Consider the following 16,922-nt stretch of genomic DNA (forward strand, 5'->3'; position numbering starts at 1 on the left):
CACCGCAGCCGACCGGTGTGCCGAAGCCGGGCCCGCGCCCGCTACCGCGGCCCCCCGGGCAGGCTTCCGTGCCCACCGCGCCGGTGCGACCTGCGGGCGTTCCGGCGCCGGTCGCACCGCGCGAGGAGGCGAGTGTCGTCTACTCCACGACGACGGGTACGCGATCGGCGCCGCCGGAGTGGCTCGACGCGGCCCCCGACGAGGCGGCCATCGACGAGGTGTGCGGCCGCGTGATCGGCACGTGGCTGGCGTCCGTCGAGGATTCCGACCGGCTGCGGCTGTTCGTCAACCGTCCCTCGATCCCGCCGGACATCGACCGCGCCCTGCTGCAGGACCTGTCGGCGCGCCTGCACGTGTACGACATCCCCGAGGCCGACCGCCACCTGCTGCGCGCCCGCTTCTGGGCGCGCGCCGACGAACTGGTCCCCCGCAACGGCCACTGACACCACTGACTCCGCTGACGCCACGAGCGGCTCGGAGTCACTCCAAGAGCTGATCGAGCCGCACCGCGATGCGGTGCTCACCGAGCTCCAACGTGACCTCTGGATCGGCATCCTGCCGCCGGGAGTACATACCGTCGACGATGCGGTCGAACAGCACCAGCTGCCCCCGCACCCGATCGACCACCAAGTACGCGTTGACGCCGACTCGCGCGTACTCCTCGCGCTTGGTCACCCAGTCCCGCTCGTCCGAACTGCCCGCTGACACACACTCGACCGCCAGCACGACCTCGTCACCGCTGAAGTAGGAGGTGTCGCGAAGGCTCTCCTTGCGCACCACGAGCAGATCGGCTTCGCGCCCCGTGGGCTTCGGGTCGCGCTGGATCTCGATGCCCCCATGCCTCAACCACCGGAACTCAATGCCGGCCGCTGCGAGCTGTTGTGTCAGACGCTCAGCTGCCCACGCGTTCAGGGCCGATTTGGGTCGTGTCATGACAGGAACGCCCTGAACCAGCTCGTAGCGGGTGTCGTTATCGGGATCGAACGCCAGCCACTGCTCCCACGTCATCGGCTCGGCCGGGATTGGCTCCGGGCTCCGCTGAGGCGCTGGGTCGAGGGTGGATTCACGCACAGTCATGGTCATCGGGTTCCTCGTTTCTCCAGTGTCACGGGCGCACACGCCGCGGGGAAGACCTACGCCCGAAACGCTAGTCCCGACCGCCGACGAGCCCGCGAAGTTATCCACAGCCGCAGCGCTCGGCCATGCCGCTGGACACCTCCTCGCGGGCTCACCGACGGTCGCTAGCCGCGGCACCGCCGGGCGTAGCGACTTTTGAACGTACTGGGAACATCCCCCGCCCGAGCTGCTCTTGCGAACGCGCAGGTCAGGGCGTTGCGCCCGCGAGCGGCGCCGTCGCGGGTACGTCGAAAGGTCGCTACGTCTGGCGACATCGGCCGGTCACGGGGTGGGCCAGCTGTTCGAGTCGGGCTTGCGTGACTCTTCGGTGCCGGTTGCCTCGACGGCGTCGGCGATGACGATGAGATCGCACAGGTCGGCCCCGCCGCCGGCGTTGAACAGGTGCGGGTAGGCCGAGCAGCCCCGCGTGCTCCTGGCCACGTCGTACATGCGACGCATGCTGGCCTCGTCCAGGTCCTGGGTTCCCACGAGTGCGCGGGCGTCGACCCAGAAGCCAGCCGTCGGCGCAGGGGCGGCCCATTGCGCGATCCGCTGTCGAGTCGCTTCGACCGCGGCGGAGCGCCAGGTCGCCGTGCCCGCGGTTTGGCCGGTCAGCTGCTGAAGCCGCAGCGCCCAGGCCGCCCGCGGGTCTTGCGGGGCCAGTCCGTCGAGGCGAATGGGCGCAAGGCCCTGCGCCGATTCACCCATTCGCTGGAGCGCTTCGAGCGCCCGCGCCGCAGCCTCCAACTCGGCTGGGCCCACCGGCTGCGCAAGGACCTTGCGCGCGTTCGCAACGATGGCCGCTCGATGCGGGTCGTCCTGCCCGAGCGCCACCAAGGCCCCCAGTGCCTCCACCTGCTCCCTGACCGTGGCCAGAGTCGCCGGTTCGACCTCGTCAAGGTGGCTGCGCAGACTGGCCACCGTTCGGTCGTTAAGGACCTGCCCGGTCTTGTCAGCGGCGATCCGAACGACCGCGTACGTGGACTCGACGGTCCCACGGGATTCGACAGGCTCGTGGGCCAACCCATCAGTCGTCACGAGCGCCGAGAGCTCGGCCAGCGCCGCATCGTCAATCAGTGGATCAACGGGCGGCGGTGCAGCGCAGGATGCCAGCATTGCCAGGACGGCGGCCGAGGCGTACACCGTCAGCAAGCGCCGACCATGCGTTGGCGACTGCGTTGACATCTGTGACGGCCTCCAGGATGCGCGTTGGTATCCCAGCCAGCGTAGGGAGATGGCCAGTGCTGTCACAACGTAAGCAGGATGGCACTTCACGGTCGCTGGACATCGACGCCAAGGTATGCGGTGTCGCACAGACACTGGAGCGGCCGGGCGTAGCGACTTCTCAACGCACTGGGAACCTTCGCGGCCAGCGCCGCTTCCGCGAACATGCAGGTCAGAGAGGTTCACACGCGAGCAGAGGCGTCGCGAGTGCGTTGAAAAGTCGCTACCGAGGGGCCCAACCGGAAACGCCGTAGCGCCCGACACCCTGGGGTGCCGGGCGCTGCGGGGTGGAGCTCAGGCGCGGGAGAGCACCTTGTCGGCGATGAGGTCGCCGATGGGCATGGCGCTCGTCGCGGCGGGCGACGGAGCGTTGCACACGTGGGTCATGCGGGCGGTCTCGTAGAAGAGGAAGTCCTCGACCATCGAGCCGTCCATGCGTACGGCCTGGGCGCGGATGCCCGCCGGCTCAGGCGTGAGGTCTGCCGTCGTCAGCTGCGGGCAGTACTTGCGGATGAGCTGCAGGTAGCCCGGCTTGTACACCGAGTTCCACTGCTCCACCGCGCCCGTCTTCAACTGCTTCTTCGCGACCTTCCAGAACCCCGGGAACTTCACGAACGACGCGATGTCCGCCCGGTTCATCGACCACTTCGGGTAGCCCTCGCGAGCGAAACCCATGACCGCGTTCGGGCCGACCGTCACGCCGCCGTCCATCATCAGCGTCAGGTGCACACCCAGGAACGGCAGCTCCGGGTCGGGAACCGGGTAGATCAGCGTGTCGACGATGGTGTTCTTGCTCGCCGGCAGCCGGTAGTACTCCCCGCGGAAAGGCACCATCTGGAAGTCGACATCGAGGCCCGCCATCGTCGCGAGACGGTCGGCCTGGATACCGCCACACACCACGAGTTGCTTGGCATAGATCTTCTCCGGCGCCGCCGAACCGGGTGCCTCGACGTCGATGCGCACCTCCGAGAGCGACTCGGTGATGTCGACGACCTTGGCCCCCAGGCGAATCGTGCCGCCGGTCTTCTCGATGACCTCCGCCATCTTCACACAGACTTGCGTGTAGTCGACGATGCCGGTCGAGGTCAGCCAGATCGCACCGACTCCGGTGATATTCGGCTCGCGCCGCCTGAGCTCGGCCGCGTCGATCTTCTCCACGTCGAGCTCGTTGATGAGAGCCCGTTCGTAGAGAGCGTTCATCCGCTCCAGCTCGGCGTCGTTGGTCGCGACGATGAGCTTGCCGGTGTTGCGGTAGGGGATGCCGTGCTCGTCGCAGAACTGCCGCGTGCGGACAGCCCCCTCCTTGCACAGCTTCGCCTTGTGCGACCCGGGCTTGTAGTAGATGCCCGCGTGGATCACGCCGCTGTTGTGCCCCGTCTGGTGACGGGCGACGCCGTCCTCCTTCTCGAGCACGATGAGGCTCGCGCCGGGCCGCTCCGCCAGCAGCTTCATCGCGGTCGCCAAACCGACGATGCCACCGCCGATCACCGCGAAGTCGTAGACGCCCGGGGGCTCCGCCCCCGGGGACCCCCGAACTGCACCGAGCGGCTCCGCCGCACGATCACCCTGTTCCGAGAAGCCAGGCGACTTCGTCGCGGCTTCTCGGCTCGGCTTCGCCGAGTCAGAACCCTGGGTCATCAGGCGCTCGCCTCCACCGCCGGCTGGGGGAAGGCCGCGTCCTGCTCGGCGCGCAGCTCGTCCGCCAGGCGACCGGCGGGCACCGTGACGTCGGCGTAGGAGATGGCCTCGTCCTTGGCGATGTCGCGGGTCAGCACGCAACCCTCCGCCAAACCAACCGGAACCAGGTTCTCGGCCGCCGCGATCGGAGCCTTCTCGCACTCGCCGTAGTACGTGTACCCACCGAGCGCGTCGAGCGTCTCGCCGGCCTTGAGGTCGCGCTTGGCGACCGTGATGACCTCGACCTTCGGCGCCTGGCGCAGCGGCTTGATCGTCGCGTCACCGAGCAGGGCGGCGCGGGCGATCGTGTTCGGCACCTCGAAGTGGCACAGGTGGTAGGGCGTGTAGAAGCTGTACAGCGGCCCCTCCCCCAGCTTGTAGAGGTTGAGGTAGTGGCGCTGCTTGGGGTCGTCGTGCGTGGCCAGCACGTAGACGCCCGGGCCGGGCTTGGAGCCCACGACGTAATCGACCGCACCGCCGAGCTCCTTGAGCTCGTCGATGTCGTACATGCCGGTCAGCTCGTCGACGTGGCCGCGGTGGTCACGTTGCAGGCAGCCGCGCTGGTGCACGCTCAGGCCGGCCGCGTTGGCGACCAGCGCCTGCTCGACGCTCACCTTCGTGCCGTCGGCGAAGCTCGTCACCATGTGCGGGTCCTGCCCCCACTGCTTGGCGAACCCCTCCTGCGTCGTCGGGTTGCGGTACGGGTCCTGCAGGCCCTTGACGTTGCCCGCCACCAGCGGCGTGAGCCCCAGGCCGCGGACGAACCGGATGAGGTTCATCTGCACGCCCGGCTGGTCGCCGTCGCAGCCGGTGTAGACGAGCCCGGCGTCCTCGAACTTCGCGGACAGGATCGGGCCGATCGTGGCGTCCACCTCGGCGTTCATCAGCACGAGGTGCTTGCGGCCGGCGAGGGTGTCCAGCGCCAGGCGCGCCCCGAACTCCACGGAGCCGGTGCAGTCGACGACGACGTCGACGCTGGTGGCCCCCGTCATCGCCGCGTGGTTGCTCGTCACGGCGTGCTTACCGGCGCGGCAGGCGCGGTCGACGTCAGCGGCCGTCTCGACCACCTCGATGTCGTCGGCGGCGATGCCCGCGTTCTCCAGGGCAAAGACGCCCTTGTCGGTGTTGCGGGCGAACACGACCGCGACATTCTGACCGGAGACGGTGTTGGTGATGTGGTTGATCAGCCCCTTGGCCATGAAGCCCGGGCCGGCGATGCCAACCTGGATCGGGCGGCCCTCGGCCTCGCGGGCGGCGAGCAGGGTGTCGGTGACGATCATCGGATCTTCTTTCCGTCCCAGTCCGGCCAGCTCTTGTCCTTGTCGGAGATGACGACGACCTCGCCCGGCCACTCCAGGCGGAACGCCGGGTCGTCGTAGCGCTGGCCGCGCTCGGCCTCCGGGGTGTACATGCCGGACACCTGGTAGGTGATCTCGGTGTCGTCGGTCATCGTCAGGTAGCCGTGGCCGCAGTACGGCGGGATCCACAGCGCCCGGCGGTTGTCGGCGGACAGCTCGACCATCGCGTACTGCCCGAACGTCGGGGAGTCCTCGCGCAGGTCGAGGCAGCAGTCGACGATCGTGCCGCGGGTGCAGCGCACCAGCTTGCCCTCGGACGCCGGAGCGATCTGGCGGTGCATGCCGCGCAGCGTGCCCTTCTTGGCGTTCCAGCTCATGTTCGCCTGGGCGACGTTGGTCTCGATGCCGTGTGCGGCCATCTCGTCGACGCAGAACGTGCGGGCGAAGCCGCCGCGCTCGTCGCCGAACGGGGTCAGGTCGATGATCCAGCAGCCGTCGACGGCGGTCTCGGTGAACTTCACGCCGACACCTTCTTCCAGAACAGCTGCTTGTCGACCTGGCCGGTGTTGACGAGCCACTCGATCTGCTTGAGGCGCGTGTGACCGCGGCCGTAGAACGTCTCGGCGTCGAGCTGGATCGCCTCGAACACCTCGTGCAGCTGCTTGGCGCCCTTGGCGAGGTCCCAGTCGCAGGAGAAGCCGAGCGTCTGCTCGATCTTGTCGAACTTCACCTTGTACGAGCGGTTGTCCTGACCGGGCGCCCCGAAGGAGAGCTCACACCCGGGGAACTCCTGCGCCACCGTCTCGGCGATCTGACGCACGGTGTAGTTGTTGTCGTAGCTGCCGACGTTGAAGGCCTCACCGGAGACCTTCTCCACCGGCGCCTCGAGCACCATGCGGATCGACTTGCAGATGTCGAGGGCGTGCACCATCGGGCGCCACGGGGTGCCGTCGGAGGTCATCGCGATCTTTTTCTCGACCCAGGCCAGGCCGGAGAGGTTGTTGAGCACGATGTCGAAGCGCTGCCGCGGGCTCGCACCGAACGCGGTCGCGTTGCGCATCGCGGTCGGGTGGAAGTTCTCGTCGGCCATCTTCCACAGGTCCTGCTCGGTGAGGTACTTGCACTCGCCGTAGGCCGTCTGCGGGTTCACCGGGCTGGTCTCGTCGACGTCACCCTCGGCGACGCCGTAGACCGAGCACGAGCTCATGTAGACGAAGCGCTTGACGCCCGCCTTCTTGGCGGTCTCCGCGACGTGCACCGAGCCCTTGTGGTTGATGTCGAAGGTGATCGGGCCGACGAGGTCGCCGACCGGGTCGTTGGAGAGCTCGGCCATCGCGACGACGGCGTCGACGCCCTCGAAGTCTTCGACCGTCAGGTCGCGCATGTCCTTGTCGAGCGTGAACGGGGTCGACTCCAGGCCGTTGTACAGCCAGCCGTTCTTGTAGAAGCCGGTGTCCACGGCGACGACCTCGTGACCGTCCGCGATGAGCAGCGGCGCGAGCAGACAGCCGAGGTAGCCCTCGGTACCGGTAACCAGGATCTTCATGCTCAGTTCCACACCTTCCAGGGCGCAGTGCCCTTGTTCCACAGGGTCTCCAACAGGTTGCGGTCGCGCAGCGTGTCCATCGGCTGCCAGAACCCGTCGTGCTTGAATGCGTTGAGCTGGCCGGCGTGCGCGAGGTTGCGCAGCGGCCCTTGCTCGAAGACGGTGTCGTCACCGTCGATGTAGTCGATGACGCTGGGCTCGAGGACGAAGTAGCCCGCGTTGATCCACGCGCCGTCGCCGGCCGGCTTCTCCATGAACGACTCGATCTTCGTCTCGTTGGCCCCCAGCACGAGCGCGCCGAAACGGCCCGCGGGCTGCACGGCCATCATCGTGGCCTGCAGGCCCTCGCTCTTGTGGAAGGCGATCTCGGCGCTGATGTCGGCGTCGGTCACCCCGTCGCCGTAGGTGAAGCAGAACGTCTCGTCGCCCACGTGCTCGCGGACGCGCCGCAGCCGCCCGCCGGTCATCGACTCGGCGCCGGTGTCGACCAGGGTGACCCGCCAGTCCTCCGCGGAGCGCTGGTGTACGGTCATCTCGTCTTTGCCGAGGTCGAACGTGACGTCGGAGTGGCGCATCGCGTAGTTGGCGAAGTAGTCCTTGATGACCTCGCCCTTGTAGCCGCAGCAGACGACGAAGTCGTCGATGCCGTGCGCGGAATACGTCTTCATGATGTGCCACATGATCGGGTAGCCCCCCACCTCGACCATGGGCTTGGGCCGCAGCGCGGTCTCCTCGGACAAGCGAGTGCCGAGTCCTCCGGCCAGAATGACTGCCTTCATCGTGCCCCTCCCCGGGCGTGCCTCATCGCGGGCACAATTGTTGCGGGCATAGCTTGCTGAATCCCCCTACGTCATCGCGCGTCGACCGCAGCGCGGCCGCTCCCCCAAGCGTCGCCTCAAAGCCCCGGATGACCCCTACGGTCACCCCAGCGAGGCGTCACTGCCGCAAACTATACAAGCGTCCTGCTGGTTGGTCACATCGCCAAGCGGCGCGCGATGAATACAACGGCCCTTGCGCAGGCGCGACGCTCAGCTCCCCGGCCCCGCGTAATTCGGTGCCTCGACGGTCATCTGCACGTCGTGGGGGTGGCTCTCCTTGAGCCCGGCAGCCGTGATCCGCACGAATCGTCCTTGCGACCGGAGCTGGTCGATGGTGGCGCCGCCGATGTAGAACATCGACTGCCGCAGCCCGCCGACGAGCTGGTAGGCGACGGCCGACAACGGCCCCCGGTAGGCGACCTGCCCCTCGATGCCCTCGGGCACCACCTTGTCGTCGTCGGCGACATCGCCCTGGAAGTAGCGGTCCTTGGAGTAGGAGGTGCCGCGCCCGCGGGAGGCCATCGCGCCCAGCGAACCCATGCCCCGGTAGGACTTGTACTGCTTGCCGTTGATGAACACCAGCTCGCCGGGGCTCTCCTCACAACCGGCCAGGAGCGAGCCGAGCATGACGGTGTCGGCGCCGGCCACGAGCGCCTTGGCGATATCGCCGGAGTACTGCAGCCCACCGTCGCCGATGAGCGGGACACCGGCCGGGCGGGCCGCCAACGACGCGAGGTGGATGGCCGTGACCTGCGGAACCCCCACCCCGGCCACGACGCGCGTCGTACAGATGGAGCCCGGACCGACCCCCACCTTGATGCCGTCGGCGCCGGCGTCGACGAGCGCCTGCGCGCCCTCGCGGGTGGCGACGTTGCCGCCGATGACATCGACCCCGCGGGCGGCCGGGTCGGCCTTGATCCGCGCGATCATCTCCGTGACGCCACGGGCGTGCCCGTTGGCGGTGTCCACCACGAGCACGTCGACCCCGGCCTCGACCAGCGCCATCGCTCGCTCCCACGAGTCGCCCCAGAAGCCCACGGCCGCACCGACCCGCAGGCGGCCCGCGTCGTCCTTGGTGGCCAGCGGGTACTGCTCGGTCTTGGTGAAGTCTTTGACGGTGAACAGGCCCTTGAGGCGGCCCTGATCGTCGACCAGCGGCAGCTTCTCGATCTTGTTGCGCGCCAGCAACGCCAGCGCGTCCTCCTTGGCCACCCCGACGGAGGCGGTGATCAGCGGCATCGGGGTCATCACCTCGGCCACGCGACGCGACGGGTCGGACTCGAAGCGCAGGTCGCGGTTGGTGATGATGCCCAGCAGCAGGCCCTCGGCGTCGACCACCGGCAGCCCGGAGATGCGGAACTGCCCGCACAGGTCGTCGACCTGGCGCAGGGTCGCCTCCGGGGAGACCGTGACCGGGTCGGAGATCATGCCCATTTCGGAGCGTTTGACGACATCGACCTGCCGGGCCTGATCGGCGATCGAGAGGTTGCGGTGCAGGATGCCCAGGCCGCCCTGGCGGGCCATGGCGATGGCCATGCGGGACTCGGTGACCGTGTCCATCGCGGCCGACAGCAGCGGGATGCGCACGCGAATGTTGCGGCTGACCCAACTCGAGGTGTCTGCCTCGGAGGGGATGACGTCGGTCTCGCCGGGCAAGAGCAGGACGTCGTCGTAGGTCAGCCCGGTCAGGGCGAACGGATCGTGCGCGGGGCCCGGGGGGCGCCCGTTCGACGCGGCCTGCTGCGCGTCGTTCGCCGTGACGTGGTCCGCGGTCGTAGCCCACTCCATGACGAGATTCTAGGTCGCCGAACCGGCAGGCCATAACGGGCCTGGCCGGGGGCCTGCCGCGAGGCTCAGGAGCGTTGCCGCAGAGGGTTGCTCAGCGGTCGTGGCGCCATCGACGGACCGACACCGCAACTCGCGGCGGCGCCGTTCGACGCGGCGTCAGTTGTCGGAGTCGGTGCCCGTGGAGGTCGGCACGCGGTCGCTCGTCGAGCCGCCGCGGGTCATCGTGCCCGTCGCAGTGCCCGTCGCAGAGGCCGAAGCACTGGTGCTGGTCGCGGCCGAGGTGGGCGCTGAGGCCTTGGGGGTCGCGGTGCGCGCGCGAGTCGTCTTGAAGCGCTTGGTGCTCGTCGCCGTGCTCGTGGCCGTGCCGGTGCCCGTGCCCGTCGCGGTGGTGCCGCCCGTGGCGGTGCCGGTGGACGTGCCCGGCCCGGTAGCGGTGCCCGTCGAGCCGGTGGTGCCCGTCGGCGAGGGCGTCTGCGGCGCCTCGGCCGTGGGCGTCTCCGAGGGACTCGGTGTCTCGACGCTCGTGGACGGTGCCACCGGCGGGCGCACGTTGCTCACCGTGGCCGTTGCGCTGGGGGTCGGTGATCCGGTGGGCGGGGCCTGCGGATCGGTGGCGGTGCCCGAGTCGACGGGCGTGGTGGCTCCGTCGGGGTCGGTGCTCGGCTTGGTGTCGGTCGGCGTCGGCACGGGCTTCTCTGCACCATCGCCGGTCGAGGCCAGCGGGGAGGTCGCCAGGCTCGAGGCGAGCCCGGGAGCGGCCGCCGACGAGGGCACCCCGACCAGGAGAGCCGACGTCGTCGTCGGGCCCAGGGCCACGATGACCGGGCTGGTGGTGGTCGTGGCCGTCGGGTCTACCCCGCCTGCGGCCAGCACCTGGTCGACCCGCTCCTGCAACACCTCGATCTGCGCGTTGACGGACGGATTCGGAGTAGCGCCGAGGCCGGCCGCCAGCACCTGGATCATGCCCTGCGCCTCGGTGGCCTTGCCCTCCTTGATCTTGGCCTCAACGGCGTTGGCCAGCACATCGTCCAGCTTCTCGGCGCTGGTCGGTGCGGCGGTGACCGGAGGCACGATGCGGGTCTTGGCGACGATGCTCGACATCAGCGGCACCTCCTGACCCGTCAGGGCGGCGGCGACACCGCCACCCGACATTGTCAGCGCGAGCGCAGCGGCGACCGCCGCGGCCCGCGAACCGGGGATGCGGATGGTGCGCGGCGCCGGGCGCGGCGCAGCGGCCAGGCTGGCGATGGCCTCCGCGGCCTGTGCCCCCGCACGCCCGCGCAGCCCCAGCGGCCCACTGCGATCGGCCATCATCGACTCATCGGCGTCGATCTGCGTCGTCCATGACGCGAGTAGCAGTTCCAGCCCGTCGTCGGACTGCTCCTGCCGCTGCGCGAGTCGGTCGAGCAACTCGTCGTCCGCGTGAATCGCGCCGAGCCCTACAGACTCGTCCCTGTTCACGACTCCCCCTTGTCCCGCCTGTCATAAAGCGTTCGCAAACGGGCCAGAGCCCGATGCTGCGCTACGCGAACCGCCCCCGCGGTCATATCCAATGCCTGCGCCGTCTCTTCGGCCGACAACCCTACTGCCACCCGCAGAGTCAACAGCTCACGCTGATGTGCGGGCAGTTGATCCATGAGCGCCCAGACCTCATCGGCCTGAGCCTCCTTGACCGCCAACTCCTCCGGACCGGCCGCCGTGTCGACACCCTCGGGCACCTGATCGGTCGGCACGGGGGTGCGCATCGACGAACGTTGCACGTCTGCGACCTTGCGGGCGCAGATCGAGTACACGTACGCCTCGAAAGGCACACCGCGTTCGTCATACCGTGACAGTGACGTCAACACTGCGATGCACACCTCCTGCGCCGCGTCCTCGGCGGCGTGCGCCGCCCGTGGAAAACGTCCAAGGCGAGCTCGTGCGTAGCGGAACGCCCGTTCGCGCACCGCCACCATGAGCTCTTCGAGTGCCTGCGCGTCTCCAGCCATGGCCTTGACCGCCAGTGTCGCCATCGGCGAACCGGCACTCATCTCTTCCATCGCTTGAGAGCGGCCCGGCGTTACGCCTTCGGTCGACTCTTCTGCCGCAACGTCAGGGTCGGTGCCCTCGACGGGGACCTTCGGATGTGCGTCGTGACGCCGCGACGCCTCGGACGTGCCCGCTTTGTCGGAGGCGCGACCGAAACGCAGCACGTTGCGAGAGGGGGTGCTCATGCGCACCTCTCGCTTACCGAAGCCACCGGCTCCCCGTTTCGTTCGATCGACACCGAGGGCGGTTGCACCCCAGCTCATGCCCTCTCCGGCCGACCGATACGGAAACCCGGGTTTGGCGGCGGCTGGCTCTGGGTACCACATCGGCTAACAGGACGCGACACCTGAGACGGAGCGAGTCAGCACACGCTGGCATCGACTCTGCCCCATCGACGCGTACTGAGCAAGTGCGAAACGAGCGACACCCGCGACAGAGACCGTGCGACAACCGAAGACGAAGCACATCTGGAGGGACAACGTGGCCGAGATCTCCCGACTGCCAGGGCCGGTAGCCGACCGATGGGATTGGCAGCTGGACGGCGCCTGCCGAACCGTGAGCCCGGAGTCGTTTTTCCACCCCGAAGGCGAACGAGGCCCTGCCCGCCGCAACCGCGCCGCCGCAGCCAAGGCACTCTGCTTGAGTTGCCCAGTGTTGCAGCAGTGCCGCGAACACGCACTGCGAGTGCGTGAACCCTACGGCGTGTGGGGCGCCATGACCGAGGAAGAGCGCGAGGCGCAGTACCGCGCCTCCATCGCCCAGGCCAGCTGAGGCGAGCCTGAGGCGAGCACCTCCCTGGGCGGACCGACACGAACAAGGCCCGGCTTCCGTGTGGGAAGCCGGGCCTTGTCGCGTCTGACGCGCTAGAACACGCGCGGATCAGTGGCCGTGACCGTGACCGTGACCGGTCTCGGGGGCCTCCTCCTTCTTCTCCACGACGAGGGTGTCAGTCGTCAACACCATCGAGGCGATGGAGGCCGCGTTGCGCAGCGCCGACCGGGTCACCTTGACCGGGTCGATGATGCCCTTGGCGACGAGGTCGCCGTACTCGCCCGTCGCGGCGTCCAGGCCACTGCGCAGGTCGAGGTCACGCACCTTGGCGACCGCGACGTAACCCTCCAGGCCGGCGTTCTCGGCGATCCAGCGCAGCGGCTCCACCGCGGCCTTACGCACGATGCCGGCACCGGTCGCCTCGTCACCGGAGAGGTTCAGCCCGTCCAGCGTCTTGGTCGCGTGCACGAGGGCGGAGCCGCCGCCTGCGACGATGCCCTCCTCGATGGCCGCGCGGGTCGCGGAGATCGCATCTTCGATGCGGTGCTTCTTCTCCTTGAGCTCCACCTCGGTGTGCGCGCCGACCTGGATCACGCAGACGCCGCCGGCGAGCTTGGCGAGCCGCTCCTGCAGCTTCTCGCGGTCCCAATCGGAGTCCGTGCGCTCGATCTCGGACTTGATCTGGTTGACCCGGCCCTCGACCTCCTCCGCGCTGCCGCCACCGTCGACGATCGTCGTCGCGTCCTTGGTGACGACGACGCGGCGGGCCTGGCCCAGCATCGTCAGGTCGACCTGGTCGAGCTTGAGGCCGACCTCTTCGCTGACCACCGTCGCGCCGGTGAGGATCGCGATGTCCTGCAGCATCGCCTTGCGGCGGTCGCCGAAGCCCGGCGCCTTGACCGCCACAACCTTGAGGATCTCGCGCATGCGGTTGACGACCAGCGTGCTCAACGCCTCGCCGTCGACATCCTCGGCGATGATCAGCAGCGGCTTCTTGGCCTGCGCGACCTGCTCCAGCAGCGGCAGGATGTCGCTGATCGCGGAGATCTTGCCCGCGTTGACCAGCACGACGGCGTCCTCGAGGACGGCCTCCATGCGCTCGGGGTCGGTGACGAAGTACGGCGAGAGGTAGCCCTTGTCGAACTGCATGCCCTCGGTGAACTCCAGGTCGGTCGCCGCGGTCTGCGACTCCTCGACCGTGATGACGCCGTCCTTGCCGACCTTGTCGAAGGCGTCGGCGATGAGGCTGCCGATCGTGCCGTCCTGCGCGGAGAGGCTGGCGACCTGAGCGATCTCGTCGCGGCCCTCCACCTCGCGAGCGGTCTCCAGCAGCGCGTCGGTCATCGCGGTCACCGCGGCGTCCATGCCCCGCTTGAGGCTGGCCGGGGCGGCGCCCGCGGCGACATTGCGCAGGCCCTCCTTGACCATGGCCTGCGCGAGCACCGTCGCGGTCGTCGTGCCGTCACCGGCAACATCGTTAGTCTTGGTGGCGACCTCCTTGGCGAGCTGCGCGCCGAGGTTCTCGTAGGAGTCCTCGAGCTCGATCTCGCGGGCGATCGTCACGCCGTCATTGGTGATCGTGGGTGCGCCCCACTGCTTGTCGATGACGACATTGCGGCCCTTGGGGCCCAGCGTCACCTTGACCGCGTTGGCGAGCGCGTCGACACCGCGCTCAAGCGACTTACGGGCGGAGTCGTTGAACTCCAGCGTCTTGGCCATGAGTGGTCCTTGTCTTGCTCAGCGCCGATCGGCGCGGGATGGATGAGGTCGGTAGGTGAACGCGCAAGGCCCCGGACGCACCAAGACGGCGCGTACCGGGGCCCTCACCGTCGGGGCGCTGAGCTCAGCGCTCTAACCCTTTAGGTAAATCAGCGCTCGTACCCTTTGGTCGCGCTTCCTCGGCCTTCCGGGCCTCGGTCGCTAGCGCTCCCTCGGGTCCTCAGGCTGTCGTCAGCGCTCGTACCCTTTGGTCGCGCTTCCTCGGCCTTCCGGGCCTCGGTCGCTAGCGCTCCCTCGGGTCCTCAGGCTGTCGTCAGCGCTCGACGACAGCGAGCACGTCGCGAGCCGACAGGATGAGGAACTCCTCACCCGCGTACTTGACCTCGGTGCCGCCGTACTTGCTGTAGATGACCTTGTCGCCGACCTTGACGTCGAGCGGAACCCGATTGCCGTTGTCGTCGACACGACCCGGACCGATGGCCAGGACCTCGCCCTCCTGGGGCTTCTCCTTGGCGGTGTCCGGGATGACCAGACCGGAGGCCGTGGTCTGCTCGGCCTCGCTGGCCTTGACGACGATGCGGTCCTCGAGCGGCTTGATGGAAACCGACACGCTTCGACCCTTCCTTCGACACGCCCCCAGGCAGGGGGCGACTTGACGTGTGATTGCGTACCGGGCCGCGGGCCGCCGTCGCGGGGGTCGACCGTGGGCTACGGAAACGCAGAATGTCCACCCCGATGCCAAGTCCGCGCCGCCGTCCCTGCTGGGCGACGGTTAGCACTTGGCAGTGCAGAGTGCTAACCCGAAATCTAGGCCGCGATTAGCACTCGGTCAACTCGAGTGCCAATCTGCGGACGCGCTGGGTGCCGCTCGCGCCCTCACGAGCAGGCGCCCGCCGCCCTTGTCGACAAGCCGCACGACCGATCGACCCACACCCCCGGGACAGCAACCTAGGGTCTAGGACGTCCGTCCAGTTGACGCCTCCGGCTCCGTCTCTGGGTGGGGGAATCGGAGCCGGGCAACCGCGTCGTCAGGGGGCGTCCCGTGGTCACTTCAGCCTGCCCAAAATCTGCCCGAGAGGGCGGTCGAGCCCGGCGTAGGCCCCTCGGTCGCAGGCTCGCCGCGATGTTCGGCACGGTGGCGATCGCCGCCGCCATCGTGACGCCTGTCGCTTCGGCCTCGGGCGCACCAGCCACCGCGATCACCACCACCACCGCGGTCGCCACCACCACCCCAGCCTCGGGCGTAGCCCCAGCCACCGCCGCCTCAGGCGCTGCCTCCACGGCCAACTCCCAGTGCCGTCGCTCGCCGGTCGTCTACCTCGTGCCGCACCAAGACGACGAGGTGCTGAGCATGGCGGCCTCGATCCGGCGGATGGTCGGCCGCTCGGGGGCGGCGTGTGTGCATCTCGTGCTCGTGACCGACGGCATCTCCTCCGGCGCGCGCACCAGCATGGCGCGCGGCTGGGTGCCGGTCGGCGGCAGCGGCGTCGTGCGCGTGTCGTTGACCCCGGCGCAGTTCGGGGCGGCCCGTGACCGGGAGTTCCGCGCGGCCGCCGCACGGCTGGGCGTGCCGGCGGCCAACGTGCACCTCGGCCTACCGAAGGCGCCCCGAGTGCCCGCGCTCACTCCGGCGGCGTCTCGCCAGATCGTCTCGGCGGCCATCGACCGCTTCGGCACCCGGGCGGGCTACACGACGATGAGCGACTCCGACCCGTTGGCCGACCACCGCAACCTGGGCACGGCCCTGCGCCAGGTCGGTGCCACGCGAAAGGTGTCCTCGACGTCGTTCCTCTACCCGCCGTACCGGATGCCGGCGCCGCGCCAGCTCTCGCCGACCGTCGCCACCAACGACGCCGACCGGATCGCGATCCGCCAGGCCGCCGCCGAGTACGGCCGCTACGACCCGAGGGCCGGGCGCTACGGCATCGGCTGGGTGTCGGTGCCGCAGCAGTTCGGCGGGCCCGCGCTGACCCTGCGGTTCGTCTCCGACGGCGGACAGCAGTGGAGCCCGGGCCCGATCCGCTCCCCCAACGTCGCCCTCTACCGGGGGTACGTCTCGTATCTGCACCGTTGACCTAGGGGTGACCTAGGGGTCGTGCAGAAGGTGGCCGCGCTGCGCAGACGGTGGCCGCGCTGCGAATCGGCGACCGGACGTGCGACGCTGCCGGGATGACGTCACCGCCGGCCCGGCCGCACCGCTCGTGAGCCTGACCGCGGTCGCGCTGGTGGGGCTGGCCATCGCAGCCGGGGCCGTGACCCAGCGCGTGACCGGTATCGGGTTCGCGCTGACGGCATCACCCCTGCTCGTGCTGCTACTCGGCCCGTTCGCCGGCGTCGTGCTCGCGAACGTCTTCGGCGTCGCGGTCGCCGTGCTGGTGCTCGCCGCCACCTGGCGGCATGTGCAGTGGCGGCGCGGGCTGCTGCTGATGATCCCCGCGCTTGTCGCGATCGTGCCCGGGGCGTGGGTCGCTCGGACGCTGCCGGCGGCGTGGCTGGAGATCATCATCGGCACCATGGTGCTGGCCGCGCTCGCGTTGGTGTTGGCGCGCCCGGAGCTCTCGCCGTTGCGCGGCCGTGGTGGGGCCGCGACGGCGGGCGCGATCAGCGGCTTCATGAACGTCACCGCCGGGGTCGGCGGCCCCATCATGGCCGCCTACGCCATCGGCAGCCGCTGGCCCCAGGCGTCGTTCGCGGCGACCTTTCAGTTCTACACGATCGCCGTCAATGCCTCGTCCGTGCTGGCCAAGGGCAGCCCTCAGGTCGCCGCACCCGCCTACCTCGCGGGCGCGGTGGGGTTGGCCTGTGGGCTGGCCGCCGGGCAGCTGCTGGCTCGGCACGTCACCAGCGCGCAGGCCCGCCGCTTCGTCGTCGCCATCGCCGTGACCGGCGGAGCCGTCACCCTCGGCAGGGGCATCCTGCACGTCGTGACCGGCTGAC

The 16,922-nt window shown here is 69.2% G+C and carries 15 protein-coding genes and 1 pseudogene; 4 read left to right on the top strand and 12 right to left on the bottom strand.

All coding sequences use genetic code 11. The annotated features are described in order from the left end of the window. Positions 1 to 443: pseudogene (locus KILIM_RS12010) on the top strand (hypothetical protein); the annotation flags it as partial. A 37-nt stretch (positions 444 to 480) separates the two neighbouring features. Here KILIM_RS12010 and KILIM_RS12015 read toward each other — a convergent pair. From KILIM_RS12015 to shbA, 10 genes are all read right to left on the bottom strand, one after another. Next, positions 481 to 1,083 (bottom strand): Uma2 family endonuclease, encoded by a 603-nt coding sequence (locus KILIM_RS12015; RefSeq protein ID WP_006592960.1) that lies wholly within the window; start codon positions 1,081 to 1,083, stop codon positions 481 to 483. A gap of 315 nt (positions 1,084 to 1,398) precedes the next feature. Next, positions 1,399 to 2,037, bottom strand: a complete 639-nt coding sequence (locus KILIM_RS23695; RefSeq protein WP_157551681.1) for a hypothetical protein — start codon at positions 2,035 to 2,037, stop codon at positions 1,399 to 1,401. 597 nt (positions 2,038 to 2,634) lie between these two features. Continuing rightward, positions 2,635 to 3,978, bottom strand: a complete 1,344-nt coding sequence (lhgD, locus tag KILIM_RS12025; RefSeq protein WP_006592962.1) for an L-2-hydroxyglutarate dehydrogenase — start codon at positions 3,976 to 3,978, stop codon at positions 2,635 to 2,637. Then, the gene (locus KILIM_RS12030; protein WP_006592963.1) at positions 3,978 to 5,297 is read right to left on the bottom strand and encodes an NAD(P)H-dependent oxidoreductase; all 1,320 of its coding nucleotides are present in this window, start codon (positions 5,295 to 5,297) and stop codon (positions 3,978 to 3,980) included. Before KILIM_RS12030 ends, lhgD begins: the two co-directional genes overlap by 1 nt. After that, positions 5,294 to 5,836 (bottom strand): dTDP-4-dehydrorhamnose 3,5-epimerase family protein, encoded by a 543-nt coding sequence (locus KILIM_RS12035; RefSeq protein WP_006592964.1) that lies wholly within the window; start codon positions 5,834 to 5,836, stop codon positions 5,294 to 5,296. The genes KILIM_RS12030 and KILIM_RS12035 overlap by 4 nt, the downstream gene beginning before the upstream one ends. After that, positions 5,833 to 6,861, bottom strand: a complete 1,029-nt coding sequence (locus tag KILIM_RS12040) for an NAD-dependent epimerase/dehydratase family protein (protein ID WP_006592965.1) — start codon at positions 6,859 to 6,861, stop codon at positions 5,833 to 5,835. Before KILIM_RS12040 ends, KILIM_RS12035 begins: the two co-directional genes overlap by 4 nt. Before the next feature lie 2 nt (positions 6,862 to 6,863). Further along, complete coding sequence (gene rfbF / locus KILIM_RS12045; protein ID WP_006592966.1) at positions 6,864 to 7,640, bottom strand: glucose-1-phosphate cytidylyltransferase; 777 nt, start codon at positions 7,638 to 7,640, stop codon at positions 6,864 to 6,866. A gap of 249 nt (positions 7,641 to 7,889) precedes the next feature. Further along, on the bottom strand, positions 7,890 to 9,467 hold the full coding sequence (gene guaB, locus KILIM_RS12050) for an IMP dehydrogenase (protein ID WP_006592967.1): 1,578 nt from the start codon (positions 9,465 to 9,467) through the stop codon (positions 7,890 to 7,892). Positions 9,468 to 9,623: 156 nt separating this feature from the next. Beyond that, positions 9,624 to 10,928, bottom strand: coding sequence for a hypothetical protein (locus KILIM_RS12055; RefSeq protein ID WP_006592968.1), 1,305 nt, complete (start codon positions 10,926 to 10,928; stop codon positions 9,624 to 9,626). Beyond that, complete coding sequence (shbA, locus tag KILIM_RS12060) at positions 10,925 to 11,680, bottom strand: RNA polymerase sigma factor ShbA (protein WP_246308810.1); 756 nt, start codon at positions 11,678 to 11,680, stop codon at positions 10,925 to 10,927. Before shbA ends, KILIM_RS12055 begins: the two co-directional genes overlap by 4 nt. Before the next feature lie 295 nt (positions 11,681 to 11,975). Here shbA and KILIM_RS12065 point away from each other — a divergent pair, with 295 nt between their 5' ends. Then, positions 11,976 to 12,266 carry a WhiB family transcriptional regulator gene (locus KILIM_RS12065; RefSeq protein WP_006592970.1) on the top strand — a complete coding sequence of 97 codons (291 nt, stop codon included), beginning with the start codon at positions 11,976 to 11,978 and terminating at the stop codon, positions 12,264 to 12,266. A gap of 108 nt (positions 12,267 to 12,374) precedes the next feature. On the opposite strand, the gene groL is transcribed toward KILIM_RS12065, so the two are convergent. Next, positions 12,375 to 13,985, bottom strand: a complete 1,611-nt coding sequence (gene groL / locus KILIM_RS12070) for a chaperonin GroEL (RefSeq protein WP_006592971.1) — start codon at positions 13,983 to 13,985, stop codon at positions 12,375 to 12,377. A gap of 313 nt (positions 13,986 to 14,298) precedes the next feature. After that, positions 14,299 to 14,595, bottom strand: a complete 297-nt coding sequence (gene groES, locus KILIM_RS12075; protein ID WP_006592972.1) for a co-chaperone GroES — start codon at positions 14,593 to 14,595, stop codon at positions 14,299 to 14,301. A 513-nt stretch (positions 14,596 to 15,108) separates the two neighbouring features. On the opposite strand from groES, the gene KILIM_RS12080 reads away from it, so the two are divergent. Together KILIM_RS12080 and KILIM_RS12085 are read left to right on the top strand one after the other, a co-directional pair. Beyond that, entirely contained in the window at positions 15,109 to 16,059 is a 951-nt protein-coding gene (locus tag KILIM_RS12080; RefSeq protein WP_006592973.1) for a PIG-L deacetylase family protein, read from the top strand. Positions 16,060 to 16,186: 127 nt separating this feature from the next. After that, entirely contained in the window at positions 16,187 to 16,921 is a 735-nt protein-coding gene (locus tag KILIM_RS12085; protein ID WP_083876142.1) for a sulfite exporter TauE/SafE family protein, read from the top strand. Position 16,922 lies beyond the last annotated feature (1 nt).

Origin of the sequence: Kineosphaera limosa NBRC 100340, assembly GCF_000298215.1 — a bacterium.
GTDB lineage: Bacteria > Actinomycetota > Actinomycetes > Actinomycetales > Dermatophilaceae > Kineosphaera > Kineosphaera limosa.

What these genes read in the sequence shown, in the direction of transcription:
- KILIM_RS12015 (WP_006592960.1), bottom strand. Translation starts at nt 1,083, where the DNA reads ATGACCATGACTGTGCGTGAATCCACCCTCGACCCAGCGCCTCAGCGG.
- lhgD (WP_006592962.1), bottom strand. Translation starts at nt 3,978, where the DNA reads ATGACCCAGGGTTCTGACTCGGCGAAGCCGAGCCGAGAAGCCGCGACG.
- KILIM_RS12030 (WP_006592963.1), bottom strand. Translation starts at nt 5,297, where the DNA reads ATGATCGTCACCGACACCCTGCTCGCCGCCCGCGAGGCCGAGGGCCGC.
- KILIM_RS12040 (WP_006592965.1), bottom strand. Translation starts at nt 6,861, where the DNA reads ATGAAGATCCTGGTTACCGGTACCGAGGGCTACCTCGGCTGTCTGCTC.
- rfbF (WP_006592966.1), bottom strand. Translation starts at nt 7,640, where the DNA reads ATGAAGGCAGTCATTCTGGCCGGAGGACTCGGCACTCGCTTGTCCGAG.
- guaB (WP_006592967.1), bottom strand. Translation starts at nt 9,467, where the DNA reads ATGGAGTGGGCTACGACCGCGGACCACGTCACGGCGAACGACGCGCAG.
- shbA (WP_246308810.1), bottom strand. Translation starts at nt 11,680, where the DNA reads ATGAGCACCCCCTCTCGCAACGTGCTGCGTTTCGGTCGCGCCTCCGAC.
- groL (WP_006592971.1), bottom strand. Translation starts at nt 13,985, where the DNA reads ATGGCCAAGACGCTGGAGTTCAACGACTCCGCCCGTAAGTCGCTTGAG.
- KILIM_RS12080 (WP_006592973.1), top strand. Translation starts at nt 15,109, where the DNA reads ATGTTCGGCACGGTGGCGATCGCCGCCGCCATCGTGACGCCTGTCGCT.